The 25,169-nt window shown below is 71.5% G+C and carries 27 protein-coding genes, 1 pseudogene and 1 riboswitch; of the genes and pseudogenes, 12 read left to right on the top strand and 16 right to left on the bottom strand.

The annotated features are described in order from the left end of the window. Positions 1-2: 2 nt before the first annotated feature. Positions 3-2,570, bottom strand: coding sequence for an ABC transporter permease (locus ACFYO2_RS08040; protein WP_388345671.1), 2,568 nt, complete (start codon positions 2,568-2,570; stop codon positions 3-5). Between the two features lie 4 nt (positions 2,571-2,574). Next, complete coding sequence (locus tag ACFYO2_RS08035) at positions 2,575-3,408, bottom strand: ABC transporter ATP-binding protein (protein ID WP_388345668.1); 834 nt, start codon at positions 3,406-3,408, stop codon at positions 2,575-2,577. Between the two features lie 207 nt (positions 3,409-3,615). Between ACFYO2_RS08035 and ACFYO2_RS08030 the strand changes: the two genes are divergently transcribed. Together ACFYO2_RS08030 and ACFYO2_RS08025 are read left to right on the top strand one after the other, a co-directional pair. Further along, positions 3,616-3,834 (top strand): toxin-antitoxin system HicB family antitoxin, encoded by a 219-nt coding sequence (locus ACFYO2_RS08030; protein WP_388345665.1) that lies wholly within the window; start codon positions 3,616-3,618, stop codon positions 3,832-3,834. Between the two features lie 4 nt (positions 3,835-3,838). Beyond that, on the top strand, positions 3,839-4,213 hold the full coding sequence (locus tag ACFYO2_RS08025) for a fic family toxin-antitoxin system, toxin component (protein WP_388345663.1): 375 nt from the start codon (positions 3,839-3,841) through the stop codon (positions 4,211-4,213). On the opposite strand, the gene ACFYO2_RS08020 is transcribed toward ACFYO2_RS08025, so the two are convergent. The 4 genes from ACFYO2_RS08020 to bioB all read right to left on the bottom strand — a co-directional run bounded on the left by ACFYO2_RS08020 (position 4,214) and on the right by bioB (position 8,318). Next, on the bottom strand, positions 4,214-4,903 hold the full coding sequence (locus tag ACFYO2_RS08020; RefSeq protein ID WP_388345661.1) for a class I SAM-dependent methyltransferase: 690 nt from the start codon (positions 4,901-4,903) through the stop codon (positions 4,214-4,216). Positions 4,904-5,118: 215 nt separating this feature from the next. Continuing rightward, positions 5,119-5,835 carry a dethiobiotin synthase gene (gene bioD / locus ACFYO2_RS08015; protein ID WP_388345658.1) on the bottom strand — a complete coding sequence of 239 codons (717 nt, stop codon included), beginning with the start codon at positions 5,833-5,835 and terminating at the stop codon, positions 5,119-5,121. Position 5,836: 1 nt separating this feature from the next. Next, positions 5,837-7,126 (bottom strand): adenosylmethionine--8-amino-7-oxononanoate transaminase, encoded by a 1,290-nt coding sequence (locus tag ACFYO2_RS08010; protein WP_388345655.1) that lies wholly within the window; start codon positions 7,124-7,126, stop codon positions 5,837-5,839. Then, a complete protein-coding gene (bioB, locus tag ACFYO2_RS08005) occupies positions 7,119-8,318 on the bottom strand; it encodes a biotin synthase BioB (protein ID WP_388345652.1) in 1,200 nt (399 codons plus the stop codon). Before bioB ends, ACFYO2_RS08010 begins: the two co-directional genes overlap by 8 nt. A 166-nt stretch (positions 8,319-8,484) precedes the next feature. On the opposite strand from bioB, the gene ACFYO2_RS08000 reads away from it, so the two are divergent. After that, positions 8,485-9,612 carry an 8-amino-7-oxononanoate synthase gene (locus ACFYO2_RS08000; RefSeq protein ID WP_388345650.1) on the top strand — a complete coding sequence of 376 codons (1,128 nt, stop codon included), beginning with the start codon at positions 8,485-8,487 and terminating at the stop codon, positions 9,610-9,612. A 73-nt stretch (positions 9,613-9,685) separates the two neighbouring features. On the opposite strand, the gene ACFYO2_RS07995 is transcribed toward ACFYO2_RS08000, so the two are convergent. Then, complete coding sequence (locus ACFYO2_RS07995; protein ID WP_388345648.1) at positions 9,686-9,916, bottom strand: DUF397 domain-containing protein; 231 nt, start codon at positions 9,914-9,916, stop codon at positions 9,686-9,688. A 9-nt stretch (positions 9,917-9,925) separates the two neighbouring features. Further along, on the bottom strand, positions 9,926-10,786 hold the full coding sequence (locus tag ACFYO2_RS07990; protein WP_388345645.1) for a helix-turn-helix domain-containing protein: 861 nt from the start codon (positions 10,784-10,786) through the stop codon (positions 9,926-9,928). A 214-nt stretch (positions 10,787-11,000) separates the two neighbouring features. Here ACFYO2_RS07990 and ACFYO2_RS07985 point away from each other — a divergent pair, with 214 nt between their 5' ends. Beyond that, positions 11,001-11,459 (top strand): ATP-binding protein, encoded by a 459-nt coding sequence (locus tag ACFYO2_RS07985; RefSeq protein WP_388345642.1) that lies wholly within the window; start codon positions 11,001-11,003, stop codon positions 11,457-11,459. A 43-nt stretch (positions 11,460-11,502) separates the two neighbouring features. Here the strand turns inward: ACFYO2_RS07985 and ACFYO2_RS07980 are convergent, their stop codons facing one another. The 4 genes from ACFYO2_RS07980 to ACFYO2_RS07965 form a co-directional block, all read right to left on the bottom strand. Next, on the bottom strand, positions 11,503-12,069 hold the full coding sequence (locus ACFYO2_RS07980) for a DUF6328 family protein (protein WP_388345639.1): 567 nt from the start codon (positions 12,067-12,069) through the stop codon (positions 11,503-11,505). A gap of 101 nt (positions 12,070-12,170) precedes the next feature. After that, entirely contained in the window at positions 12,171-12,644 is a 474-nt protein-coding gene (locus ACFYO2_RS07975; protein ID WP_388345636.1) for a C40 family peptidase, read from the bottom strand. Positions 12,645-12,647: 3 nt separating this feature from the next. Further along, positions 12,648-12,849: riboswitch (cyclic di-AMP (ydaO/yuaA leader) on the bottom strand. 343 nt (positions 12,850-13,192) lie between these two features. Then, complete coding sequence (locus ACFYO2_RS07970) at positions 13,193-13,498, bottom strand: hypothetical protein (protein ID WP_388345634.1); 306 nt, start codon at positions 13,496-13,498, stop codon at positions 13,193-13,195. A gap of 7 nt (positions 13,499-13,505) precedes the next feature. Further along, positions 13,506-14,141 carry an ATP-dependent Clp protease proteolytic subunit gene (locus ACFYO2_RS07965; protein ID WP_388345632.1) on the bottom strand — a complete coding sequence of 212 codons (636 nt, stop codon included), beginning with the start codon at positions 14,139-14,141 and terminating at the stop codon, positions 13,506-13,508. Positions 14,142-14,204: 63 nt separating this feature from the next. Between ACFYO2_RS07965 and ACFYO2_RS07960 the strand changes: the two genes are divergently transcribed. After that, entirely contained in the window at positions 14,205-14,483 is a 279-nt protein-coding gene (locus tag ACFYO2_RS07960; RefSeq protein ID WP_388345629.1) for a type II toxin-antitoxin system Phd/YefM family antitoxin, read from the top strand. 41 nt (positions 14,484-14,524) lie between these two features. Here ACFYO2_RS07960 and ACFYO2_RS07955 read toward each other — a convergent pair. After that, positions 14,525-15,038, bottom strand: a pseudogene (locus ACFYO2_RS07955) (ABC transporter permease); the annotation flags it as partial. 412 nt (positions 15,039-15,450) lie between these two features. On the opposite strand from ACFYO2_RS07955, the gene ACFYO2_RS07950 reads away from it, so the two are divergent. The 7 genes from ACFYO2_RS07950 to ACFYO2_RS07920 all read left to right on the top strand — a co-directional run bounded on the left by ACFYO2_RS07950 (position 15,451) and on the right by ACFYO2_RS07920 (position 21,788). Continuing rightward, a complete protein-coding gene (locus ACFYO2_RS07950; protein WP_388345626.1) occupies positions 15,451-15,753 on the top strand; it encodes an urease subunit gamma in 303 nt (100 codons plus the stop codon). Between the two features lie 9 nt (positions 15,754-15,762). Beyond that, on the top strand, positions 15,763-16,074 hold the full coding sequence (locus ACFYO2_RS07945; protein WP_388345623.1) for an urease subunit beta: 312 nt from the start codon (positions 15,763-15,765) through the stop codon (positions 16,072-16,074). Beyond that, positions 16,067-17,788: an urease subunit alpha gene (locus tag ACFYO2_RS07940; protein WP_388345620.1), complete on the top strand. Its 1,722-nt coding sequence runs from the start codon at positions 16,067-16,069 to the stop codon at positions 17,786-17,788. The genes ACFYO2_RS07945 and ACFYO2_RS07940 overlap by 8 nt, the downstream gene beginning before the upstream one ends. Continuing rightward, positions 17,788-18,462 (top strand): urease accessory protein UreF, encoded by a 675-nt coding sequence (locus ACFYO2_RS07935; protein ID WP_388345617.1) that lies wholly within the window; start codon positions 17,788-17,790, stop codon positions 18,460-18,462. The genes ACFYO2_RS07940 and ACFYO2_RS07935 overlap by 1 nt, the downstream gene beginning before the upstream one ends. 150 nt (positions 18,463-18,612) lie before the next feature. Beyond that, a complete protein-coding gene (gene ureG / locus ACFYO2_RS07930; RefSeq protein WP_388345615.1) occupies positions 18,613-19,302 on the top strand; it encodes an urease accessory protein UreG in 690 nt (229 codons plus the stop codon). Between the two features lie 23 nt (positions 19,303-19,325). Beyond that, positions 19,326-20,051 carry an urease accessory protein UreD gene (locus ACFYO2_RS07925; protein ID WP_388346088.1) on the top strand — a complete coding sequence of 242 codons (726 nt, stop codon included), beginning with the start codon at positions 19,326-19,328 and terminating at the stop codon, positions 20,049-20,051. A 141-nt stretch (positions 20,052-20,192) separates the two neighbouring features. Next, positions 20,193-21,788 (top strand): alpha/beta hydrolase, encoded by a 1,596-nt coding sequence (locus ACFYO2_RS07920; protein ID WP_388345612.1) that lies wholly within the window; start codon positions 20,193-20,195, stop codon positions 21,786-21,788. Positions 21,789-21,835: 47 nt separating this feature from the next. On the opposite strand, the gene ACFYO2_RS07915 is transcribed toward ACFYO2_RS07920, so the two are convergent. The 3 genes from ACFYO2_RS07915 to ACFYO2_RS07905 all read right to left on the bottom strand — a co-directional run bounded on the left by ACFYO2_RS07915 (position 21,836) and on the right by ACFYO2_RS07905 (position 25,124). Further along, positions 21,836-22,867, bottom strand: a complete 1,032-nt coding sequence (locus tag ACFYO2_RS07915; protein WP_388346085.1) for an NAD-dependent epimerase/dehydratase family protein — start codon at positions 22,865-22,867, stop codon at positions 21,836-21,838. 69 nt (positions 22,868-22,936) lie between these two features. Then, a complete protein-coding gene (locus ACFYO2_RS07910) occupies positions 22,937-23,662 on the bottom strand; it encodes a lysophospholipid acyltransferase family protein (protein WP_388345610.1) in 726 nt (241 codons plus the stop codon). 235 nt (positions 23,663-23,897) lie between these two features. Continuing rightward, a complete protein-coding gene (locus ACFYO2_RS07905) occupies positions 23,898-25,124 on the bottom strand; it encodes a PP2C family protein-serine/threonine phosphatase (protein WP_388345608.1) in 1,227 nt (408 codons plus the stop codon). Positions 25,125-25,169: the final 45 nt, after the last annotated feature.

The following is a 25,169-nucleotide window of genomic DNA, read 5'->3' as shown; positions in this document are numbered from 1 at the left end:
CATCACTCGTGCGCGATGGCCGCCAGCACATTCATGCGAGATGCACGCAACGCGGGCAGCAGGGCCGCCACGACACCCACCACCGCCGAGCCGACCACGACCGCGACGATCGTGGTCCAGGGGATCGCGAGCGCGTTCATGCCCTGCAGCGCCAGCACCTGCTGGGTGCACACGCCCCACACCAGCCCCAGGGCGAGCCCCAGCACCGCGCCGAACACCGCGATCACCACCGACTCCAGCCGGATCATCCGGCGCAGCTGACGCCGGGCGAGCCCGATGGCCCGCAGCAGACCGATCTCCCGGGTGCGCTCCACGACCGACAGGGCGAGGGTGTTGACCACGCCGAGGACCGCGATGACGATCGCGAGCCCGAGCAGCGCGTACACGAGGTAGAGCAGGACGGCGATCTGGTCGTGGACCAGTTCCTTGTAGTCGGCCAGGTCGCGCACCTGTACCTGCGGATACGGGTCGAGCGTGCGCTCCAGGCCGGTACGCAGGTCGTCGGCGCTCGTCCCGGAGGCCGCGTTCACGTACAGCCCGGAGTCCTGCCCGCCGGGCGCGAACCTCTCCAGCGTGGCCAGGCCGAAGTACAGACCACCTTCCGTGCCGAACCCTTCGGCGGCGTCCTGGTCGGTGAGGGCGCCCACGGTCAGTTCGGTGGTGCGTCCGCCCTGGAACTCGACGGGGATCGCGCTGCCGACCCGGACGCCGTGGTCACGCGCGAAGTCCACGTCCATGGCGAACCTGCCGTCCGCGAGCGCGGCCGCGGTGTCGCCCTGCGCGTACGTGATGTTGGCGACCTCGTCGAGCTGCGGGTCGTAGGCCGCGGCGGTCGTCTCGACCCGGTCGCCGTCCGGCAGCCGTACGGCGACCGGGGCGAACCGCGACCGTACGACGAGCCCCACGCCCTCCGTGTCCCGTACCGCGTCGGTGACCTCCTGCGGGAAGGGCAGGAAGTTGCCGTTCTGCACGACGAAGTCGGCGCCCAGCGTCTCGTCGATCTGCTGGTCGAAGGACTCGCTCATGGAGGCGCTCGCCACCGACATCCCGCCGACCAGGGCCAGGCCCACCATCAGCGCGGCCGCGGTGGCGCCGGTACGGCGGGGATTGCGCAGGGCGTTGCGCTGGCTCATCCGGCCGACGGACCCGAACAGCGCGGGGAAGGCGCCGCCCAGCACCCGGATGACCGGCCGCACCAGCAGCGGGCCCGCGATCACGGTGGCCAGGAGGGTGAGGATGATGCCGAGGCCCAGCAGGGAGGCCGCTGAACCGGTCTCCGACGCCGTCACGCAGCCGAGGAGCGCGGCCGCGCCGAGCGCGCCGACGACACCGCCCACGATCGCCCGCGTCCTGAGCGGCCGGCCGATCCCGGCGATCTCGGCGTCCGCGAGGGCGGCCATCGGGGAGACTCCGGCCGCGCGCCGGGCCGGGAGGTAGGCCGCGACGAAGGTGACGCCGACGCCGACGACGTACGCCGCCACCGGCGTGCCCCAGCCGATCACCATCTCGCTGGCCTTGATGTTCATGCCGAGTGCGTTCATCAGCTCGATCAGCCCGGCCGCGAGCCCGATGCCGGTGGCCAGGCCCAGTGTGGAGCCGACCAGGCCGAGCAGCATGGCCTCGGTGAGGACGGATCGGCGTACCTGGCGCCGGTCGGCGCCCAGGGCGCGCAGCAGGCCCAGCTCGCGGGTGCGCTGGGCGATCAGCATCGAGAAGGTGTTGACGATGAGGAAGACGCCGACCAGCACGGCGATGCCGGCGAAGCCGAGCATGACGTACTTGATGATGTCGAGGAATCCGCCGAGCTGTTCGACGTCGGACTCGGCCTGCTCGTCGGCGGTCCGGTAGTCATAGGTGTCCGCGCCGAGCGCGGCGGCCACGCGCTGCTTCAGCTGGTCGTCGCTGACGCCCTCGTCGGCGTCGACCGAGATGCTGGTGGCGGCCTTCGCGTCGCCCAGCAGCTTCTGCTGCGCGGTCGGCGGGTCGAGGAAGACGAGTGCGGCACCGGGGTTGGTGGTGGTGAAGGTGACGATGCCGACGACCTCGACCTTGAAGGAACCCGGACCCGCGATCACGGTGAGCGTGTCGCCGATCCCCACGTCCTTGCGGTCGGCGGTCTCCGAGTCGAGCATCGCCTCGGCCGGTCCGCGCGGGGCGTGACCTGAGGTGAGCTCCACCGGGCTGCGCTCGTCCGGGTTCCAGTCGGTGCCGATGGTCGGTGCGCCGGTGGTCGGGCCGACGGACTCGTTCTCGTCGTCGACGACGGTGATGTTCTGGACCTCGGCGTCCGAGCGCGCGGCGGCGACCCCGTCGATCCTGGCCACCCGGGCCGCGAGCTCGGCCGGCAGGGTGGCCGTACGGCCGGACGGCACCGCCTCGTCGAGATCCTCCTTCGGGCTGACGGTCACGTCGGGCGCCGTCGAGGCGAAGAGCCGGTCGAAGGTCCGGCTGAGCGTGTCGGAGAAGATCAGGCTGCCCGCGACGAACGCCACGGACAGGACGACGGCCAGCGCGGAGAGCAGCAGCCGCCCCTTGTGGGCGAGGAAGCTGCGAAGGGTCGCCTTCAGCACGGGATCAGTCCTTGTCGAGGGTGACGTCGGACGAGGTGCCTGAGTTCTCGGCGGTGAACGGGGCCCGGGTCACGTCGAACCGTTTCATGCGCTCCAGGACCCCCTCCGCCGTCGGCCGCTCCATCTCGTCCACGATCCGCCCGTCCCCGAGGAAGAGCACGAGGTCGGAGTGGGCGGCCGCGCCCGGGTCGTGCGTCACCATCACGACGGTCTGCCCGAGTTGGTCGACGGCCTCGCGCAGGAACCCGAGGACCTCCAGGCCCGCCCGCGAGTCCAGGTTGCCGGTCGGCTCGTCCGCGAAGATCAGCTCGGGCCGGGAGGCGAGCGCGCGGGCGCACGCGACGCGCTGCTGCTGGCCGCCGGAGAGCTGGGACGGCCGGTGCCCCAGCCGGTCCCGCAGCCCCAGCGTGTCGATGACCTGGTCCAGCCACTTCTCGTCGGGCTTCTTGCCCGCGATGTCCATGGGCAGGGTGATGTTCTCGGCCGCGTTCAGCGTCGGGATGAGGTTGAACGACTGGAACATGAACCCGATCCGGTCCCGGCGCAGCCGGGTCAGCTCGCGGTCCTTCAGCCCCGTGATCTCGGTGTCGCCGAGCCACACCTGCCCCGCCGAGACGGTGTCGAGGCCCGCCAGGCAGTGCATCATCGTGGACTTCCCGGAGCCGGACGGCCCCATGACCGCGGTGAACCGGCCGCGCGCGATGTCCACGTCGACCGAGTCCAGGGCCAGCACGGTCGTCTCGCCCGAGCCGTACGCCTTGGTCAGACCGCGGGCGCGGGCGGCGATCCCGTCGGCCGATGCCTGGCCCGGCACGTGCTGAGCAGCGGGTGTGGACAAGGCTGTCTCCTCGCTCGTGGCTGTCGCGCACTCCTGGTCCTGCCCGAGGGTAATGTGACCGGGCCCACACCGGGTATCCCTCGTGGGGTCGAGTCGCTCTCCGCCCCAGGTCGGGTCCCCGGTACGGGTGTAAGGGGCACCTTCCGTGCTCGTATCGGCGTCCAGGGCCCCTTGCGGGTGCTAGCAATCCGGCGCTAGCTTCGAAGCATGGCGAAGACCCAGCTGAACGTACGCGTCGACGAGGGCACGGCCCGCGCGGCCCGCGAGCGTGCTCTGGCCCGGGGCATGAGCGTCAACCGCTACATCGAGGAACTGGTCCGACAGGACACCGGCGAGGTGGGGCACACCTTCGTGGAGGCGGCCGCCGACTTCATGAAGCAGTACGAGAAGGTGTTCGCCGACGAGGCCGGCGAAGGTCGCCGCTGATCCGTTGAACAACATCAGAATCGACCTCGCCTGGCTCCTGATGCTCGCCGAACAGAGGACCCCCTCAGACCCCCAGGTCACCGACTGGGGCGCCCTCGTCGCCGCTGTCGCGCGCCACCAGGCCGAGATATTCGACGCCCCCGTCTACGACAGCCCGCACGCGCGTGCCGCCGCGCTGCTCCAGATCCTCATCCACGTACCGGCGTTGGAGCGCTCCAACGCTCTCTTCGCGTGCGCCGTCGCCTACGCGTATCTCGTCGCCAGCGGCCTCAAGGTCGTCACCTCGCCCGAGCAGGTGCGTGAACTGGCCCGCCTGGTCAAGAACGGTGAGGCGTCCGTGTACGACATCGCGCAGGAGCTGCGCCGGTGGAGCCTGTGATCAGGGCTCCTGGGCCGCGGGGCGCCACGCGGTGCCGAGCACGCAGTAGGACGTGGGCAGTCTCGGTCCCTTCTCCGGCATCAGAACCCGCCGGTAGGGGCCCAGTTCGAACCCGGCGTGCCGCAGTGCGCCGATCGGGTCCCGGGCCAGATGGCAGCCGCCGTTCAGCGGCGGCCACAGCGTGCGATCCAGTGCGCGCTGGGTGAGGGACATCGCCCGGCCGCCACCCCTGCCGTGCTCGAAGAACCGCACCTCGCCACCGGGCCGCAGCACTCGCCGTATTTCGCCGAGGGCCCGCGGCACGTCCCGCACGCTGCACAGCACCAGGGAGACCACCGCCGCGTCGAAGGCCTCGCTCTTGACCGGCAGCGCCTCCGCCGCGCCCGGCGCCACGTCGACCGGCACCCCGGAGCGCAGGGCGGCCTCCAGGGCCAACTGCCGCAGCCGGCGCTCCGGTTCGATGGCCACGACCTCCGAGACGGTGCCCGGGTAGTGCGCGAAGTTCAGGCCGTTGCCCGCGCCGATCTCGATGACCCGCCCGGACAGCCCGGCCAGCAGCCGCTCGCGCACGCCGCCCATGCCCATCCTGGTCTCGGCGTTCACACTGATCCGGGCGTAGTACCGGGCGAACAGCGGGTGGTGGACGGCATCGCGGGACACCTTGCCGGATCGGGCGGACCGCAGCGGCATGGCAACCTCCCTGGCAGGCGGACCTCACCAGGATTGTCCCCCGTACGGGCCCCTCGCACCCCCCCCCGCGGTCCGGTCACGCGACGAAGTCGCGCACCTGCTCGCAGACGGTGTGGTCGTCGTACATGCCGGTGTACGACACGCGGCCGGCCGAGACACCCGGCCGCCGCAGTCCACCGGGACGAAACCGGTGACCACCGAGACCAAACCGGTGATCAGGGAGCCTCCCGCCTCCGGAACGCCTCCGCGTCCCACGTGCCGTCCAGCCGCGGCGCCAGCCAGTCCGGCGCCGCGGCGCGGAAGGCGGCGGGTTCGAGGGTCCCGGCGCCGGCGGGCAGGGCTCCCAGCAGCGGGGCCCCGGACACGTCCGGCAGGTCCGCCAGGTTGCAACGCGAGGCGAGATCGGGCGCTTCGGGCCAGCTGCCGATCAAGATCCCCGCCAATTCGAGCGCGCGGCCCCGGAGTTCACGGGCCGTCAGCTCCGTGGTGTTCAGGGTGCCCAGGCCCGCCGACGCCACCAGCAGCACCGGCGCCGCCAGCAGCCCGGCCACGTCGGCGAGTGTCCCGCCCGCCGCGTCGAAGCGGACGAGCAGTCCGCCCGCCCCCTCGACCAGCACCAGGTCGTGCTCGGTGGCCAGCTTGGCGGCGGCCTCGGCGACCTCCCGCGGACGCACCGGCGCCCGCCCGGCCCGCCGCGCGGCCGTGGCCGGCGCCAAGGGCTCGGGATACCGGGCGAGTTCGGCCGCCGTCACGCCACCCGCGAGCCGCGCCACCTCGTCGGCGTCCCCGGGCTCGTCCGGCCGTACGCCCGTCTGTGCGGCCTTCAGCACGGCCACCGACCGTCCGGCCGCGAGCGCGGCGGCGGCGACGGCCGCGGTCGTGACCGTCTTGCCGACCTCCGTGCCGGTGCCCGTGATCACCAGTACCGCCATGTCATCCCTCCCGCGCCGCCGCGCAGACCGCGCGGGCGATCCGTGCCACGTCCGCGTCGCCCGTGACGTACGGCGGCATCGTGTAGACGAGGTCGCGGAACGGCCGCAGCCACACGCCCTCGCGCACGGAGGCTTCCGTCGCCGCCTTCATGTCCACGGCGTGGTCGAGCTGCACGACACCGATGGCGCCGAGGACGCGGACGTCCTTCACGCCCGGGATCCCAAGAGCAGGCGCCAGCGCCTCCCGCAGCCCCGCCTCGATCCGCTTGACCTCCGCGAGCCAGTCCTGGCCCAGCAGCAGCTCGATCGAGGCGCAGGCGACCGAAGCCGCGAGCGGATTGCCCATGAAGGTCGGGCCGTGGGCGAGGACCGGGACCTCGCCCCGCGAGATGCCGTCGGCCACGCGCGCGGTGCACAGCGTTGCCGCCATGGTCATATAGCCGCCGGTCAGCGCCTTGCCCACGCACATCACGTCCGGGGTCACCGCCGCGTGCTCCGCCGCGAACAGCGCGCCCGTACGTCCGAACCCCGTCGCGATCTCGTCGAACACCAGCAGCACGCCATGCGCGTCGCACGCCTCGCGCAGCACCCGCAGATAGGCGGGGGAGTGGAACCGCATCCCGCCCGCGCCCTGCACCACCGGCTCGACGATCACCGCGGCCAGCTCGTCGGCGTGCCGCTCGATCAGCGCGCGCAGCCGGTCGGCGTACGCCTCCTCGTACTCCACCGGCGGCGGGTCCGCGAACACCTGGCGCTGGAGCACCCCGGCCCACAGCTCGTGCATCCCGCCCTCGGGGTCGCACACCGACATCGGCTGCCAGGTGTCCCCGTGGTACCCGCCGCGCCAGGTCAACAGGCGTTGCTTCGAAGGGCGGCCGAGCGAGCGCCAGTACTGCAGACACATCTTGACCGCGACCTCGACCGACACCGACCCGGAGTCGGCGAGGAAGACATGCTCCAGGCCGTCCGGCGACATGTCGACAAGGAGCTTCGCGAGGCGTACGGCGGGCTCGTGGGTGAGCCCGCCGAACATCACGTGGCTCATCCGCCCGAGCTGCTCGCGCGCGGCCTCGTTCAGCACCGGGTGGTTGTAGCCGTGGATCGCCGACCACCAGGACGACATGCCGTCGACCAGCTCGCCCGAGCCGTCGGCCATCTTCAGCCGTACCCCGTTCGCCGACTCCACGACGAGCGGCTCCTGCCGGCCCGGCATGGGACCGTACGGATGCCAGACGTGCCGCCGGTCCAGCTCCAGCAGCTCGGCGACAGTCAGGCCGGTCAGGTCAGGCATTGGGCGCGAGGTCCGTTCCGGCGCCTCGACGGCGTACGGCGACCAGGTCCGTACGAGCCTCCCCCGCGGGCACGGCGGCCGGAGCGGACCCGCACGCGCCGCGGTCCTCGTGCGATCCGCATCCGCCGGCGTCCTCGTGCGACCCGCACCCGCCGCCCTCGTGCGACCCGCACCCGCCCCCGGCCGTCACCCGGTGCTCCGGCAGCGTCACCTGGTCGGTGCCCTCCACCTCGAACCCGGCGTCCGCGATCATGTCGAGGTCGACCTTGCCCGCCTGGCCCTCGCTGGTCAGGTAGTCGCCCAGGAAGATCGAGTTGGCCAGGTGCAGCGCCAGTGGCTGCATGCTGCGCAGATGGACCTCGCGGCCGCCCGCGATGCGCACCTCGACGTCCGGGCAGACGAACCGGACCATCGCCAGGATCCTCAGGCACCGCTGCGGGGTGAGGTTCCACTCCTTGGCCAGCGGGGTGCCCCCGAACGGGATCAGGAAGTTGACCGGCACCGAGTCCGCGTCCAGCTCGCGCAGCGAGAAGACGACGTCGATCAGGTCCTCGTCGCGCTCGCCCATGCCGGCGATCAGCCCGGAGCAGGCGGACAGTCCGGCCGCGTGCGCCTTTTGTACGGTGTCCACCCGATCGGCGTACGTGTGCGTGGTCGTGATGTCCCCGTACGTCTCCTCGGACGTGTTGAGGTTGTGGTTGTAGGCGTCGGCGCCCGCCGCGCGGAGCCGCTCGGCCTGGCCGTCGGAGAGCAGACCGAGGCAGGCGCACACCTCGACGCCCTCGTTCTGGTCCTTGATCGCCTTGATCGTGTCGGAGACCCGGTCCACGTCCCGGTCGGTCGGACCGCGCCCGCTGGCCACCAGGCACACCCGTTTGGCGCCTCCCGCCAACCCGGCCGCCGCGGCCTTCGAGGCGTCATCGGGCTTGAGCCAGGTGTACTTGAGGATACCGGCGGTGGAGCCGAGCCGCTGCGAGCAGTAGGAGCAGTCCTCCGGGCACAGGCCCGACTTGAGGTTGACCAGGTAGTTGAGTTTCACCCGTCGGCCGAACCAGTGCCGGCGTACCTTGCCGGCCGCGGCCACCACATCGAGCAGGTCGTCGTCGGAAGTGGCGAGGACGGCCAGCGCCTCCTCGCGGGTCGGCAGCTCGCGCCGAAGCCCCTTGTCCACCAGCGTGTTCAGCAGGTCCATGAGAGCCGATCCTGTCCTACGCAGGCGCTTTCGGCCAAGGAGAGTTCACACAACAGAGACGCTTCGACGTGTGGGTATCGCCACATCATGGGTGCCCGGCAGTCCCGCTAGTGTCTGTGGACTGCCTACAAATCGCAGGCACTGCCTACACATCCCTGGAGGGCCGATGGCGTTCGCCTGGATCGACGAGCAGGCCGAGCTGCGCCGCCGCGCCGGACTCGTACGGACGCTGCGCCCCCGCCCCTCCGACTCCCCGCTCCTGGACCTGGCGAGCAACGACTACCTGGGGCTGGCCCGGCACCGGGTGGTCACCGAGGGCGCGGCGCGGGCCGCTCGGACCTGGGGCGGCGGCTCGACCGGTTCCCGGCTCGTCACCGGCACCACGGAGCTCCACCAGGAGCTGGAACGCGAGCTGGCCGACTTCTGCGGCTTCGAGGCGGCGCTCGTCTTCTCCTCGGGCTACGCCGCCAACCTCGCGGCGGTGACCGCGCTGGCACCGCACGGCTCGCTGATCGTCTCCGACGCGGGCAACCACGCCTCGCTCATCGACGGCTGCCGGCTGGCCCGCGGCACCACGCAGGTCGTCGCGCACGCCGACCCGGGCGCCGTGCGCAAGGCGCTCCAGACGCACGAGGGCCCCGCCGTCGTCGTGTCCGACACGGTCTTCTCGGTCGACGGCGACGCGGCACCGCTGGCCGGGCTCGCCGAGGCGTGCCGGGAGCGCGGCGCGGGGCTGGTGGTCGACGACGCCCACGGTCTCGGCGTCCTCGGCGACGGCGGCCGCGGCGCCCCGCACGCGGCGGGACTCGCGGGCGCCGCCGACGTCGTCGTGACGGTCACGCTGTCCAAGTCGCTCGGCAGCCAGGGCGGTGCCGTGCTCGGCCCCGCCCGGGTGATCGACCACCTGGTCAACGCGGCCCGGACGTTCATCTTCGACACCGGCCTCGCCCCCGCGGCGGCGGGCGCGGCCCTGGCCGCCCTGGGCCTGCTGCGCCGCGAGCCGGAGCGGGCGGCGCGAGCGCGCGCGGTCGCCGCCGACCTGTACGCACGCCTGAGCGCCGCGGGTCTGGAGGCGGTACGTCCGGACGCCGCGGTCGTCTCCGTGCGCGCACCGTCCCCGGAGGGGGCCGTGCGCTGGGCGGCCGACTGCCGTGCGCAGGGGCTGGCCGTGGGCTGCTTCCGTCCTCCTTCCGTGCCCGACGGCGTCTCCCGGCTGAGGCTGACCGCCCGCGCGGACCTCTCCGACGGGCAGATCGAACGTGCTGTACGGGTGATCGGCGAGACGCGACCGTGAGTCGCGGGACGGCGCGCATCCTCAGGCTCTCTCGCGGGTGCCACGGCCGTGCGTCGCGCGACGGCGGAACCGGTCAGATGTGGTGCACCGCGGCCGTGAAGCCCGCCCAGCTCTCGGGGGAGAAGAGCAGCGCGGGTCCGGCCGGGTTCTTCGAGTCGCGCACGGCGAGCAGTCCGGCCGGGCGTCCGGCCACGAGCCGGGCGGTCTCGACGCAGTTGTTCGCTCCCGTGCTGTAACTGCTGCGCAGCCACCGCGGGCCGGGCAGATCGGTACTGGAAGGTACGTGCCGAGGCAGGGCAGACATGGTGCCTCCTTACGCGCCGTCACCTATAGCGGCGATGTAGTCCAACGAGTCCTCGGGCGAAAGGGCGTGGAACCGAAGGGCGTTGAAGGCCTCGGTGTAAGCCTGGAGGTCTTCTTTCCGTTCGAGGTAGAGGCTACTCGTCAAGTGGTCGAGAACAACCACATCCAGATCAGATGTGCGCGAAAATGAGAAGATAACGAAAGGCCCGGTGACACCGATGTGCGCGCCGGCCGCGAACGGCAGTACCTGCAGGCGCACTTGGGGCAGCCGCACCGCCTCGACCAGTCGTGCCAGCTGCCGCGCCATGATGTCGGGGCCGCCGACCTCCCGCCGCAGCACGGCCTCGTCCAGAACGGCGCTCAACTCCAGCGGCGGATGCGAACGCAGCACGTCCTGCCGGGCCAGGCGCACTTCGACCAGGGCGTCGAGACGCTCGTCGTCCAGCCCGTCCACCGCGGCCTTCGTCACCGCCCGGGCGTACTCCGCCGTCTGCAGCAGGCCGGGCACCACCGAGGTCTCCAGCGTGCGCATCGCGCTGGCCTGCGACTCCAGGCTGATGAAATCCCGGTAGGTCGGCGGCAGCACACCTCGGTACGCCTGCCACCAGTGGTGGCGGCCGCCACCCTCGCCGGAGCCCGCCAACATCAGGAGCAGCTCGCGCAGTTGGGAGTCGTGCACCCCGTAGGCGTCGAGCAGTAACCGCACATCGGCCGGTTTCACCCCGCTCGCGCCGGTCTCGATCCGGCTCACTTTCGACTGGTGCCAGCCCACCAGCAGGGCCGCCTCACCACTCGTGAGCCCCGCACCGGTGCGCAGCGCACGCAGTTCGGCGCCCAGCTTCCGGCGGCGCACCGCGGGACCGTGCTGCATGGGGCTACTCCTTACTCCAACCAAGGCACCCAAATACGGTCTGCCGTCGCAGAGTTCACCGCTTCGAGCGACAGATATATGCACATCTTGGTGGATCGCCACCCGTGACCGCCCCGGTAATGGCACTCTGGCCGCGAAGCACCAGTCCGGGACCGTACTCGAACCTCCGCCTTCGCGTCGGACTGCGGTACCGCGGGGAAGGGACGACGTCGTCATGGCAGACCACCTGGAATCATCCGTCACTCTGCCGAGCGTTCCCGCCTCGGTCTCCGCCGCCCGCTCCTACGTGCTCACAGCTCTGGCGGAATGGGGTCTGCCGGCGGACACGGACGTAGCCGAGACCATCCGCCTCATCGTCTCCGAACTCGCCACCAACGCCGTACAGCACACCCTCGGGCAGTCACCCACCTTCACGGTGGACATCGCGCTCGACCGTGACGAGCACCTGCGCATCGGTGTCACCGACAGCCACCCGCGCTTCCCGAAACGACTGCCCGCCGCCGTCCAGCAGGACAACGGCCGCGGCATGGTGATCATCCGCTGGCTGACCGCGGAGTGCGGCGGCAAGCTCAGAGTCCGGCCCACCCGCGAGGGGGGCAAGACCGTCTTCATCGAGCTGCCGTGGACGGTGCCGGCCCAGCCGGTGCCGGCGGCGGGCCAGCAGGAGCCGTAGCGCTCACGGCGCCGGCCGCGTGCTCCCCAGGGGCGTCAGGAGGTCACCGGCGGCGCGCCGAGAGGTCTCGGTGGGGTACTCCTCCTCGGACCGCCGTGGGCTGCGGCCTGACGGCCGTCCGGTGCGCGTCGGCCCGTACGGCCCGCCGTACCAGCCGGGGAAGCAGCCACCACAGGCCCAGGCACACCAGCAGGGTCGCCCCGCCCGCGGCCAGCCCTCCGGCCCGGCCGGTCGTCACGTCCACCACGAGCAGCACCGACCCGGTGAACGCGAACACCAGCACCCCCATGCCGAGGGTGGCGAGCCGCGAGGAGACCTGGACTATGCGGGGCTTGGCGCCCTTCTGGAAGAGCGAGCGATGCAGGGCGGCGGGCGCGGTGAACAGCGCCGCCGCGAGGACCGCCAGCAGCAGCGTGACGACGTACGTCGTGCGCTGGACCGTGTCGAGCGACGGGAAGCGCGGCGTGAAGGCGAGGGTCAGCAGGAACGCGAAGAGGATCTGCACCCCGGTCTGGGTGACGCGCAGTTCCTGGAGCAGTTCGCCGAAATTGCGGTCGGCGCGCTCCAGCGGGGTCTCGTTGCGTGCGGTGCAGGGACGGTGGTCGGCCATGGATGAACGAGTAACCATCTCAGCCCGTGTCACGCGTCCCGCGGGGCCCCAACAGGGGACGGCGGCGGGTCAGGTCGCCGCCGCCCCCGAGGGTGGGTGGGTCACTTGACCCGGCCGTACCAGACGCTCTTGGTCCAGAGCTTCTGCAGTCGCACCACGTCCCCGGTCTTCGGGGCGTGCCAGATCTTCCCCTTCCCGGCGTAGATGCCGACGTGGTAGACGCTCGACCCCGAGTGGAAGAACACCAGGTCTCCCGCCTTGCGGCTCTTCGAGGAGATGTGGTGCGTCTTGTTGTACTGCTGGGCCGCCGTACGAGGCAGCTTCTTGCCCGCCTTCTTGAACGAGTACAGCGTGAGCCCTGAGCAGTCGAACCGGCGTGGTCCGGTGGCGCCGTACCTGTACGGGGAGCCCTTCTTGGACGCGGCGATCTGAAGTGCCTTCGTCGCCGGCGTGGCGGCCGCGGCGTCGGAGGCGACACCCGGGACCACGACGGAGCCGCCCACCGCGGCGAGGGTGAGGGCCGAGGCCGTACCGGCCCGGACCATGAGCGACGGGACACGATTGAGCGCAGTCATGCGCAACCCTTCGTCAGCCGCCTGTGAAGGATGACCTGTCGGATTCGGGCTGGCGAAGTTGCCCGGCCGCTGCTGCGGCTTCACCCCAAGGGCAGCTCGGCGCGGTCATGGCGTGACCGTTCCGGCGACCCGTCGTGCTTGGGTCCTCCACTCCTGCCGATCCACTTCTGTCGACCTGTCATCCGGGCAGCGGCAGGACTCGGCGTCCGCCCGGATCGCCCCGCCGTTGTGACGGGGTCTTGTCGTCAGACAGGGATCTTGGCTCAGGGATGTCCGAAAATCCCAACGGAACCGATGGTTTGTGTTGTTACTCACCACTCACCCGTTCGGGTGGACACCCCCGTGTTCGAGAGGGCGTCCAGGGGCCCGAGGGCCCCCCGACCAGCACCGGAACGACTCATTCCGCCCTGGGCCTACGCGCGTTGCGCAACTTGAGCGGGCCTGAAAATGGACGCGCGACTACGCCAAGAGGTGGTACACCGTTTGGTCCGTTTCGGCGCCGGTCCGGACGCTCCATCAGGAGGCGGACCGGACCGGCTGTGGGTGCGTCAACTGTCGGTGGGCGGCGGCAGCGTGACGCGGGCCGTGCGGCGCTCCCCGTCCAGCACGCGCAGCGCACGCGCCAGCGTGTCGGCGTGCACCTCGGTCTCGCCCCGACGGTGCATCAGCGCCAGTGCGTCCCGCAGCTCGGCCGCCTTGGTGACCAGCGCCTGCGCGGCCCGCAGTCCGCGGTACGTGTCGCCGTGGCGGGCCGGGTTGATCCGGCCGAGCAGGTCCACCACGTCGAGGTAACGGTCGATCAGTTCGCCCTCGGCGCGCGTCAGGGCCGGCAACGGTGGCAGGTCGGGCAACATCGACGGCTCACCCCTCGGCGCGAGTGGGGCGCGAGCCCTTGCGGCTCGGGATGACGCGGTCCGCCAGCCCGTACTCCAGCGCCTCCTGCGCGGTGAAGATCTTGTCCCGCTCGATGTCGGTGTTCACCTGCTCCGGACTGCGCCCGGTGTGCCGCACGAGCATCTCCTCCAGGCGGGTCCGCACGCGCGTCAACTCGCCGGCCTGGATGGCCAGGTCGCTCGCCTGCCCCTGAACCGGCTCGGACAGCGCGGGCTGGTGGATCACCACGCGGGCGCCCGGCAGCAGGCTCCGCTTCCCGGGCGTGCCCGCGGCCAGCAGCACCGCGGCCGACGAGCCGGCCTGCCCCAGGCACGTCGTCTCCACGTCACAGCTGACGTACTGCATCGTGTCGTAGATCGCCGTCATCGAACTGAACGAGCCCCCGGGGGAGTTGATGTACAGCACGATGTCGCGGTCCGGGTCCTTGTACTCCAGGTACATGAACTGAGCCATCACGTCGTTCGCCGAGACGTCGTCGATCGGCGTCCCCAGGAAGACGATCCGCTCCTCCAGCAGCTTCGAGTACGGATCCATCGTCTTGTGCCCGGAGCTCGTGCGTTCGGTGAACTCGGGCAGGACGTGGCGGGCGGATGGTCGGGTCATGGCTGCCCCTCCTTCGGCGTCTGTAAAAAATGTACAGGACGTACGTGACGTTATGATGGGCGTATGGCCTACGAGATTCCGGTGACGCAAGCCAGGGCTGAACTCGCCGACCTGATCAACCGGGTGGTGTACGGCGGTGAGCGGGTGGTCGTGACGCGGCACGGCAAACCCCTCGTCGCCCTGGTTTCCGCCGCTGACCTCGAACGGCTGGAGGAACTCCAGGAGCCCGCGGAGGAGCAGGTGATCAGCGCGGTCTCCACCGTTCGCGAGGTCGCGTCCGCTCCCCGCGAACAGCAGCGCTTCGGCATCGCGGCGCACCACCGGGGGCACGGCGCCTCCTAGCGGCACGGCGCGTCCCCGGGGTCGCGGGACGAACGAAAAGGCGCACGGAGGCCGCGCAGTCCGGGCAGGGCGACCGCAGACCCCGCCGCGATGCCGGTCAGGGCGAGCGGCAGCACGCTCGCGTTCAGCGCCGCGCCCCGCGGGTCCGCCTCGGGGGCGGCCACCATGTCGACCGTCCTGACCTGCGTGCCCGAGGCGGCGGCCCGCTCGGGCACGGCCTGCTGGAGCAGCTGGGCGACGAAGGGACTCGCCGCGGAGGCGGTCAGCACAGTTCGGTGCCCGGGGAGGTGGCCACGACCGTGCCGTATACGGTCCGGTCCTCGACGGCGTCCCGGGCGGCGGCCTCGTCGGCCGTAAGGGTGGATCTTGAAGGCGCCTTCCTGCCCGCGCGAGCCGCTTCTCCAGCTGAGCCGTCGCGGTGACGGGTCCGGCGACGCCGAGCGGCAGATCGCGTGGCGCGGAGCGGGCCACGGGCCAGGCGAAGGTCCACAGGGCGAGCGCCGCGAGCAGGGGGACGAGGACGACGACCACGATCCTGCGGTGGGCGGAAGCCAACGTGGAACGAACATTCCTTCTTGGCCGCCGCGCTCAGCTTCGTCCGCAGCGGCTTCCACGCCACGTCCACGCAGGAGGTGCTGAAGGAGGTCGACCGCTCGGCCTGAGCGGTGTACCGCTGCTTCAGCGGCAAGGGGGAGCCGATCGCAGCGATCGTCGGCTAGGTGCTCGGAGGAGTCCGTGAGGCCTTCGAGGCAGCCGCGAATCAGCACCCCCCTCGGCCGCCGGAGCGTGCTACGCGCGTTGATGAGCATGTCGGCTCCGCGGAACGAAGCCTGAACGGATCACAGCTCGGTTAACTTGCTTGAAACCCCGTCCAACTAGCCTGCCGATCCACGCCACCAGGGACTTTGCCCGGGGGCTGCGGCAGCCGGACCCCGCACGGTCCGGAGCGAGGACTGTGAGGTGGGACGTGCAACTGACCCCGCACGAGCAAGAGAGGCTGCTGATCCACGTGGCGGCCGACGTGGCCGAGAAGCGCCGGGCCCGCGGGCTGAAGCTCAACCACCCCGAGGCGGTCGCGCTCATCACGTCGCACATCCTCGAGGGCGCGCGTGACGGCCGTACGGTCGCCGAGCTCATGTCCTCCGGGCGCACGCTGCTGACCAGGGACGACGTCATGGAGGGCATCCCCGAGATGATCCACGACGTCCAGGTCGAGGCGACCTTCCCGGACGGCACCAAGCTCGTCACCGTCCACGACCCGATCGTCTGAGGGGCCTCGATGATTCCCGGCGAGTTCCTGTTCGCGGACGACCCGATCGTCTACAACGAGGGCCGCGAGGTCACCTCGCTGACCGTCCTCAACGCCGCCGACCGGCCCGTCCAGGTCGGCTCCCACTACCACTTCGCCGAGGCCAACCCCGGCCTGGACTTCGACCGCGCCGCAGCACGCGGCAAGCGGCTCAACATCGCCGCCGGAACGGCCGTGCGCTTCGAGCCCGGGATCCCCGTCGACGTCGAACTCGTCCCGCTCGCCGGCGCCCGTGTGGTGCCCGGACTGCGCGGGGAGACCGGAGGTGCCCTCGATGCCTGAGATCTCGCGTGCCGCGTACGCCGACCTGTTCGGCCCCACCACCGGCGACCGCATCCGGCTCGCCGACACCGACCTGCTCGTCGAGATCGAGGAGGATCGTTCCGGCGGTCCCGGGCTCGCTGGTGACGAGGCCGTCTTCGGCGGCGGCAAGGTCATCCGCGAGTCCATGGGCCAGTCCCGTGCCACGCGCGCAGACGGCACCCCGGACACGGTCATCACCGGCGTCGTGATCATCGACCACTGGGGGATCGTCAAGGCCGACGTCGGCATCCGCGACGGCCGGATCACCGGCATCGGCAAGGCCGGCAACCCCGACACCATGGACGGCGTCCACCCCGACCTGGTGATCGGCCCGGAGACCGAGATCATCGCCGGCAACGGGCGGATCCTGACCGCCGGCGCCATCGACGCGCACGTCCACTTCATCTGCCCGCAGATCGCCGACGAGGCGCTGTCCTCGGGCGTCACGACGCTGATCGGCGGTGGCACCGGCCCGGCGGAGGGCTCGAAGGCGACGACCGTGACGCCCGGCCCCTGGCACCTGGCCCGGATGCTGGAGGCGATGGAGGGGTACCCCGTCAACTTCGGACTCCTCGGCAAGGGCAACACCGTCTCCCACGAGGCGATGCTGTCCCAGATCCGTGGCGGCGCCCTCGGCCTCAAGCTGCACGAGGACTGGGGCTCGACCCCGGCCGTCATCGACGCCTCGCTGACCGTCGCCGACCACACCGGCATCCAGATCGCCATCCACACGGACACGCTGAACGAGGCCGGATTCGTCGGCGACACCCTCGCGGCGATCGCCGGACGCGGCATCCACGCCTACCACACCGAGGGTGCGGGCGGCGGGCACGCGCCGGACATCATGACCGTGGTGTCCGAGCCGCACGTACTGCCGAGTTCGACGAACCCGACCCGGCCCTTCACCGTCAACACCGCCGAGGAACACCTCGACATGCTGATGGTGTGCCACCACCTCAACCCGGCCGTCCCGGAGGACCTCGCCTTCGCCGAGTCCCGGATCCGGCCCTCCACGATCGGCGCTGAGGACATCCTCCACGACCTGGGCGCCATCTCGATCATCTCCTCCGACGCGCAGGCCATGGGCCGGGTCGGCGAGGTCATCATGCGGACCTGGCAGACGGCCCATGTGATGAAGCGGCGGCGGGGCGCGCTGCCGGGCGACGGACGCGCGGACAACCATCGGGTACGTCGCTATGTCGCCAAGTACACGATCAACCCGGCCGTCGCGCAGGGCCTCGCCCACCAGGTCGGCTCGGTCGAGACCGGCAAGCTCGCCGACCTGGTGCTGTGGGAGCCCGCGTTCTTCGGGGTCAAGCCGCACCTCGTCGTCAAGGGCGGGCAGATCGCGTACGCGCAGATGGGCGACGCCAACGCCTCCATCCCGACCCCGCAGCCGATCCTCCCGCGTCCGATGTTCGGTGCGATCGGGCGGGCGCCCGCCTCGAACTCCGTCAACTTCGTGGCGCCGCTCGCCATCGAGGACGGCCTCCCGGAGCGGCTCCAGCTCGGCAAGAAGTTCGTGGCCATCGAGTCGACGCGTCAGGTCACCAAGGCCGACATGCGGGAGAACGACGCGCGGCCCCGCGTCCAGGTCGATCCCGACAGCTTCGCCGTGCACATCGACGGGGAGCTCGTCGAGGCGACTCCGGCCGCCGAACTGCCCATGGCCCAGCGCTACTTCCTCTTCTGATGTCCAGGGCCGCACTTCTTGTCCTCGCCGACGGCCGCTTCCCGGCCGGAGGGCACGCGCACTCCGGCGGCGCCGAGGCGGCCGTCAAGGCCGGGCGCGTCACCGGGGGCGAGAGCCTGGAGTCCTTCTGCCGGGGGCGGCTGCACACGGCCGGGCGGGTCTCCGCCTCGCTGGCCGCGGCGGCCGTACTCGGCGTGAATCCCGTGGAGTTGGACGCGGCCGCCGACGCGCGCACCCCGTCCCCCGCACTGCGGGTCGCCGCGCGGAAGCTGGGCCGTCAGTTGATGCGGGCCGCGCGGGCGGCCTGGCCGTCCGGGGAACTCGACGCCCTGGCGCGGGAGTTTCCCAAGGGGGCGCATCAGCCGGTGGTGCTCGGGGTCGCGGGGCGGGCAGCGGGGCTGGGGGCCCTTGATGCCGCCTACTGTGCGGCGTACGAGAGTGTCAGTGGCCCGGCTTCGGCCACGGTGCGGCTGCTGAGCCTGGACCCCTTCGACGCCACGGCGGTGCTGGCCCGGTTGGCGCCGGAGCTGGACCGGGTCGCGGATCAGGCGGTGGAGGCGGCGCGGAAGGTCGTCGACGAAGGTGTCGATGCGTTGCCTGCGGCGTCGGCTCCGTTGTTGGAGATCAGCGCGGAGGTGCATGCCGCTTGGGCCGTCCGGTTGTTCGCGTCCTAGTCGGGTCGCCCCCGCCGCCCCTTCCCGTCCCGTCCTTGGGGGCGCCGCCCCCAGACCCCCGTATCGGCCTGAACGGCCTCGTCCTCAAACGCCGGACGGGCTGGCCGAATAGCGCTGACCCACGTGTAAACGTGTAATAGGAGTCGCCCCATGCACCTCGACCACTCCCACGACGGCCCCGCCGCCGTCAGCGCCGACGCTCACCGTCCCGACGGCTCGCACCGTGCTCTTCGGATCGGGCTCGGGGGGCCCGTCGGGTCCGGGAAGACCGCCACTGTCGCCGCGCTCTGCCGGGCGTTGCGTGACGAGTTGTCCCTCGCTGTCGTCACCAATGACATCTATACCCGCGAGGACGCCGAGTTCCTGTTGCGGGAGGCCGTGCTGCCGCCCGAGCGGATCACCGCCGTGGAGACGGGGGCCTGCCCGCACACCGCGATCCGGGACGACATCTCCGCCAATCTGGAGGCGGTGGAGGATCTGGAGGACGAGGTCGGGCCGCTGGACCTGATCCTCGTCGAGTCCGGCGGGGACAACCTGACAGCCACCTTCTCCAAGGGGCTCGTCGACGCGCAGGTCTTCGTGATCGACGTGGCCGGCGGGGACGACATTCCGCGCAAGGGCGGCCCGGGCGTCACCACCGCCGACCTGCTCGTCGTCAACAAGACCGACCTCGCCCCGTACGTCGGCTCCGACCTGGCGCGGATGGCGGCCGACGCCAAGGCGCAGCGGGCCGAGCTGCCGGTCGTCTTCCAGTCACTCAGGACCGAGGCCGGCGTGCGGGACGTCGCCGCCTGGGTGCGGGCGCAGCTCGCCGCGTGGACGGCAGGGCCGCGGCCGTGACAGGGGTGCGGGCCACCGCGCGGATGCTCGCGCGCGACGACGGCCGCGGCGGTACGTCCCTGCCCGTCCTGAAGGGTGACGGACCGCTGGCGCTGCGGCGGACCCGGGGCAACGGCGGCGAGGCGCACGTCATGCTCGTCGGCGCGATGAGCGGCCCGCTCGGCGGCGACCACTTCACGGTGGAGGCCGGGGTGGAGACCGGAGCCCGGCTGCGCGTCGGGTCGGCCGCCGCCACCATCGCCCTGCCGGGCCAGGCCAAGGGCGAGGCCCGCTACGACGTCCGGCTCACCGTCGCCGACGGCGGCGAACTGCGCTGGCTGCCCGAGCAGTTGATCTCCGCACACGGCAGCGACCTGTACGTCACGACGCGCGTCGAACTCGGTACGACGGCCCGGCTCGTGCTGCGCGAGGAGCAGGTGCTCGGGCGGGCCGGTGAGGAACCGGGGCGGCTCAGCAGTCGTCTTGCCGTACGGATCGCGGGGCGTACCGTGCTCGACCAGGAGCTGTCCTGCGGACCCGGGGCGCCGGGCGGCTGGGACGGGCCCGCCGTGCTCGCGGGGCATCGAGCCGTCGGCCAGGTCGTCGTCGTACGGCCGGAGTTCACGGACGAGCCGGTGGCGGCACGGGTTCTGGGGGAGGGCGCCGCGGTCGTTCCGCTCGCCGGGCCCGCCGCGCTGGTGACCGCAGTGGCGCCGGACGCGCTGAAGCTTCGGCGGATCCTGGACGAGGCGCTGACGTCCCTCGGTTGAGTCGGCGGGCCGGGAACCGCCGAGCGAACGTCTCAGTCCGGTTATCGGATTGGCAAAGAAGGTCAACAACCCCTGTCCTCAGGCAGCTCACAGCCGCGAGGATCCCCGTACCGATCACAACCACGTACGGGGAGGGCCCACTTGAGGGACAAGAGAGCGACCAGGCGGGTGGCCGCGTTCGGTTCCGCCGGAGTGCTCGTCACAGCGACCCTGATAGCCGGAGCCGTCGCGGTGCCCACCGCGAGTGCGGACAGCCGCCACGGCCAGGACCGCGAAGCCCGCGGCGCGGCGATCGCCGCAGCCAAGGCCGAGAAGGCCGGGATCGACTGGCAGGACTGCCCGGCCGACTGGGGCCTGGAGAAGCCGATCCAGTGCGGCTATGTCACTGTGCCGCTCGACTACGCCAAGCCGTTCGGCAAGCAGATCAAGCTTGCCGTCGACCGCATCGGCAACACCGGCACCAAGGAGGAGCGCCAGGGCGCCCTCATCTACAACCCGGGCGGCCCCGGCGGCTCCGGCCTGCGCTTCCCGCGCCGGGTCATCACCAAGGCGCCCGTCTGGGCCAACACGGCCAAGGCGTACGACTTCGTGGGCTTCGACCCGCGCGGCGTCGGCCACTCGGCGCCCATCTCCTGCGCCGACCCGCAGGAGTTCGTGAAGGCGCCCAAGATGGACCCGGTGCCCGACTCCGAGGCCGACAAGCTCGCCCAGCGGGGGCTCGCCCGCGAGTACGCGGAGGGTTGCTACGAGCGCAGCGGCGAGATGCTGCCGCACATGACCACCCCGAACACCGCGCGCGACCTGGACGTCATCCGCGCCGCGCTCGGCGAGAAGAAGCTCAACTACCTCGGCGTCTCCTACGGCACCTACCTCGGCGCGGTCTACGGCACCCTGTTCCCGGGCCACGTCCGGCGCATGGTCGTCGACAGCGTCGTCAACCCGTCGCGGGAGAAGATCTGGTACGAGGCCAACCTCGACCAGGACATCGCCTTCGAGGGCCGCTGGAAGGACTGGCAGGACTGGGTCGCCGCCAACGACGCCGTCTTCCACCTCGGTGCCACGCGCGCCGAAGTCCAGGCCAAGTGGCTTCAGTTGCGGGCCGCCGCCAAGAAGAGCCCGATCGGCGGGGTCGTCGGCCCGGCCGAGCTGCTGAGCTTCTTCACGGGAGCCCCGTACTACGACTCCTCGTGGATTCCGGTCGCCACCGTGTTCAGCAAGTACTTCGCCGGCGACACGCAGGCGCTCGTCGACGCGGCCGCCCCCGACCTGTCGGACACCGCGGGCAACATCGCCTCGGAGAACGGCAACGCCGTCTACACGGCCGTCGAGTGCACCGACGCCAAGTGGCCGACCAGTTGGAAGAAGTGGGACCGGGACAACACGAAGCTCCACCAGAACTACCCGTTCCTGACCTGGTCCAACGCCTGGATGAACCTGCCCTGCGCGACCTGGCCGGTCAAGCAGCAGACGCCGGTGAACGTGAAGACCGGCAGGGGACTGCCGGGCGTGCTGATCGTGCAGTCCGAGCGTGACGCGGCCACCCCGTACGAGGGCGCCGTCGAACTGCACCAGCGTTTCAAGGGCTCCCGCCTGATCACCGAGAAGGACGCGGGCTCGCACGGCGTGACCAGCCTGGTCAACCCGTGCATCAACGAGCGGGTGGACGCCTACCTGCTCTCCGGCAAGCTGGACGCCGCCGACGCGACGTGCGGACCGCACGCGACGCCGAAGCCGTAACCGGTACGCGGAGAGGGGGGCGGCCGTCGCCGACGGCCGCCCCCCTTTCACGTGTCGAGCGTGTCGAGCGTGTCGAGAAACGCGTCCTCCGCCGCGTAGTCGAAGAGGTCGCCGTACGTCTGGAACATCTTCGGGTACGCCTCCCGCCAGTCCCGCCCGGCGAGGTGCCCCTCGATCCACGCGACCGTGTCCGGCAGCGTCTGCTCGTACCGCACGACCGGTCGGTAGCCCAACTCCCGTTCCGCCGCGGACATGTCGCACACCACGGGCACCGGCACCGACCACGGCGTGTCACCCACCGTGGGCGCCGGCGGCGGCCCGGCCACGAGGACGCTCTCGCTCTCGACGCCCATGACGGCGTCGATCGCGCGGGCGATTTCCGCGACCGTCGGAGCGTCCGGGTCCACGGCGTTGAGGACCCTGGTGCCCGGCCGCGCGGCGGCCAGCCGGATCAGCTCCGCGATGTTGTGGACGCTCGCCGGATGGAACCGGCTCTCGCCCCCGTAGGGCAGAACGCGCCGTGACCGGCCGTCCAGGTTGCGCTTGACGAAGTACAGTTCGCGCGGCGTGCGGCAGTGCGGCCCGTGGATCGCACCGGCGCGCAGCAGCGTGGTCGGCAACCGCTGCCCCGCCGCAAGGAGTTCGCGCTCCAGCCCCGCCTTGCGGGTGCTGTACGAGGTGTCGCCCGGCCGGACGGTCCGCTGGGCCTCGGTGATCGGTACCGGGTACTCGGGGAAGCCGTCCGGCTCCTGCTGGGTGTCGAAGCCCCGGCCCTTGTCGTCCTCGTACACCGACACGCTGGAGACCACCACGGCCGAGCCCACGCGAGCGCCCAGCGCGGTCAACTGCCGTGCGTGCTGCGGCCCGTAGGCCACCATGTCGACCAGGACGTCGCAGTCGGGCCCCACCGCGGCGGCCAGGGCCGCGTCGTCCTCCCGGTCCGCGCCCATCTCGCGTACCTCGTCGGGCCAGCCCTCGTCCCGTCCGCCGCCGCGCGAGACGGCCGTCACCTGCCAGCCGTCCCGGGCCAGCACACCCACGGCCGCCCGCCCGATCTGTCCCGTCGCTCCGACCACCACAGCACGTCTCATGCGGCGACCGTACGCCCCGGCCCGGCGCGGCTGCAGGTGCTCTGCCGACAGCAGAGGTCAGCTCAGCGGCATCCGGCGGAACCTGCGCTCCTTTTCCGAGCGCGCCGCCGCGTCCTCGGCCTTGGCGACGGCCGCGTACTGGTCGACGTACTCCTGCTCGGACAGCGTCAGGATCGCGTACATGATCTCGTCGGTGATCGCGCGAAGAATCGCCTTCTCGTTCTCCATGCCGGCGTACCGGGAGAAGTCGAGGGGCTTGCCGAAGCGGATCACCACGGGGTGGATGTTGGGGATGAGCTTGCCCGGCGGCTGCGCCTCGAAGGTGCCGATCATCGCGCAGGGGATGACGGGCACTTGGGCCCTGAGCGCCATCACGGCGACGCCGACCTTGCCCTTGTAGAGCCGGCCGTCGTGGGAACGGGTGCCCTCCGGGTAGATGCCGAGCAGCTCGTCCTTGCGTAGGACGCCGAGTCCTTCGCGGATCGCGGCCTGGCCGGCCTCCTTGCCGGAGCGGTCCACGGGGATCTGTCCGGCGCTGCGGAAGAAGGTCGCGACCAGTCGGCCCCTGATGCCGGGTCCCGTGAAGTACTCGGCCTTCGCGAGGAAGGTGATGCGCCGCTTCAGCACAGCGGGCATCAGGAAGTGGTCCGAGAAGGAGAGGTGGTTGCCCGCGATGATGGCCGCGCCGGACGCCGGAACGTGCTCCAGGCCTTCGATGCGTGGGCGGAAGACAAGTCTCAGCAACGGCCCCAGGAACACGTATTTGAGCAGGTAGTAGAACAAGTGGGGGCGCTCCTCACTCCGGCGGTCGGCTCAACCGCCGCGTCAAAGCAGGTCAACCGGCACGTCGTGAGGGTGCCAGTGTAGGGGCAGGCCGAGGCTGCCGGAACCGGACCGGGCGGGCTCGGGTGGGGTGTTGGCCGATCATCGACGGGTCGGCGGCGGCGGTCACGGTGGCATTCACAGGGGTGTCCATGGCCGTACTCACCTCCGACTCACCTCCGACTCACCGCCGTGCTCACAGCCGGACGATGATCAGGGCCGTGTCGTCGGTGGCGCCGCCGGGTGGCAGCAGCTCCATCAGGACGGCGTCGGCGAGGGTCTCGGGGTCGGCGGCCCGGTGGCGGCGCAGGGAGTCGGCCAGTCGGGCCAGACCGGTGTCGATGTCCTCGCGGCGGCGCTCCACCAGGCCGTCGGTGTACAGGGCGAGAGTGGCGCCGCTGGTGAAGACGGTGCGGGCCTCGGGTCTCGGGATCGGGTCGGGGCGGGCGTCCAGCGGGGTGTCGGTGGCACGGTCGAGGAACTCCACCCGGCCGTCGGGGTGGACCAGGACGGGCGGCGGGTGGCCGGCGCTGCTGTAGGTGATCGTCTGCCGGTCGAAGTCGATGAACGTGGTGACCGCGGTGGCCGATTCGGCGCCGTCGACCACATGGGCGTACCGCCCGAGGGCGTCCAGCGCCTGGGCCGGTCCCTCGGCGACCCGGGAGGTGGCGCTGAGCGCGCTGCGCAGCTGGCCCATGACCCCGGCGGCCGCCAGTCCGTGACCGACCACGTCGCCCACGGAGACGCCGAGGCGGTGACCGCCCACCAGGTCGACCAGGTCGTACCAGTCGCCGCACACGTTCAGCGCGCCGACGGCGGGCCGGTAGCGGACGGCCGCCCGGCGGTTGCTCGCCTGCCGGGCCGGCAGCATCGCCTCCTGCAGGGCCAGGGCCACCTCGCGCTCGCGGGCGTGCGCCCGCCGCAGCCGTTCGTTGAGCTCCTGCAGCTCGCGGGCGCGGGTGTACAGCTCGGCCTCCAGCACCTGGGCCCGGCCGGTGCTCCGCCCGCCGCGGGTCCGGATCAGCTCGGTGACCTCCTCGACCCGGTGCACCAGCAGCACCACGTCCCCGTCCGGGCCGAACACGGGCGCGTTGCACGGGCTCCAGTACCGCTCGTGCCAGTGCCCGGGCCGCTCGGGGTCCTCGACGTCGTACCGCTGCAGGGCCATCGCGTCGCGCTCGCCGGTGGCCATCACGCGCCGCAGCGAGGCCTCCAGGTTGCGCGTGCCCGTCGCCCCGGGGTCGTTGGGGTTGTCCGGGAAGACGTCGAACATCCGGCGGCCGACGACCTGCTCGCGCTTGCGGCCGGCCGAGCGGAGGAACTCCTCGTTGGCGTCCGCGATGACCAGATCGGGCGTGAGCAGCGCCACCATTCCGGGCAGGGCCTGGAACGCCGCCGCGTAGTCGATCGCCGAATCGTTCATGGCTTCGCTCTCACCACCGGGATCACCCAGTTTCCCACGTATGTT

It is taken from the genome of Streptomyces sp. NPDC006602 (genome assembly GCF_042870385.1).
In the GTDB taxonomy this organism is placed as follows: Bacteria; Actinomycetota; Actinomycetes; order Streptomycetales; family Streptomycetaceae; genus Streptomyces.
The sequence above is the reverse complement of the archived record's forward strand: the minus strand, read 5'-3'. Positions and strand labels throughout refer to the sequence as shown.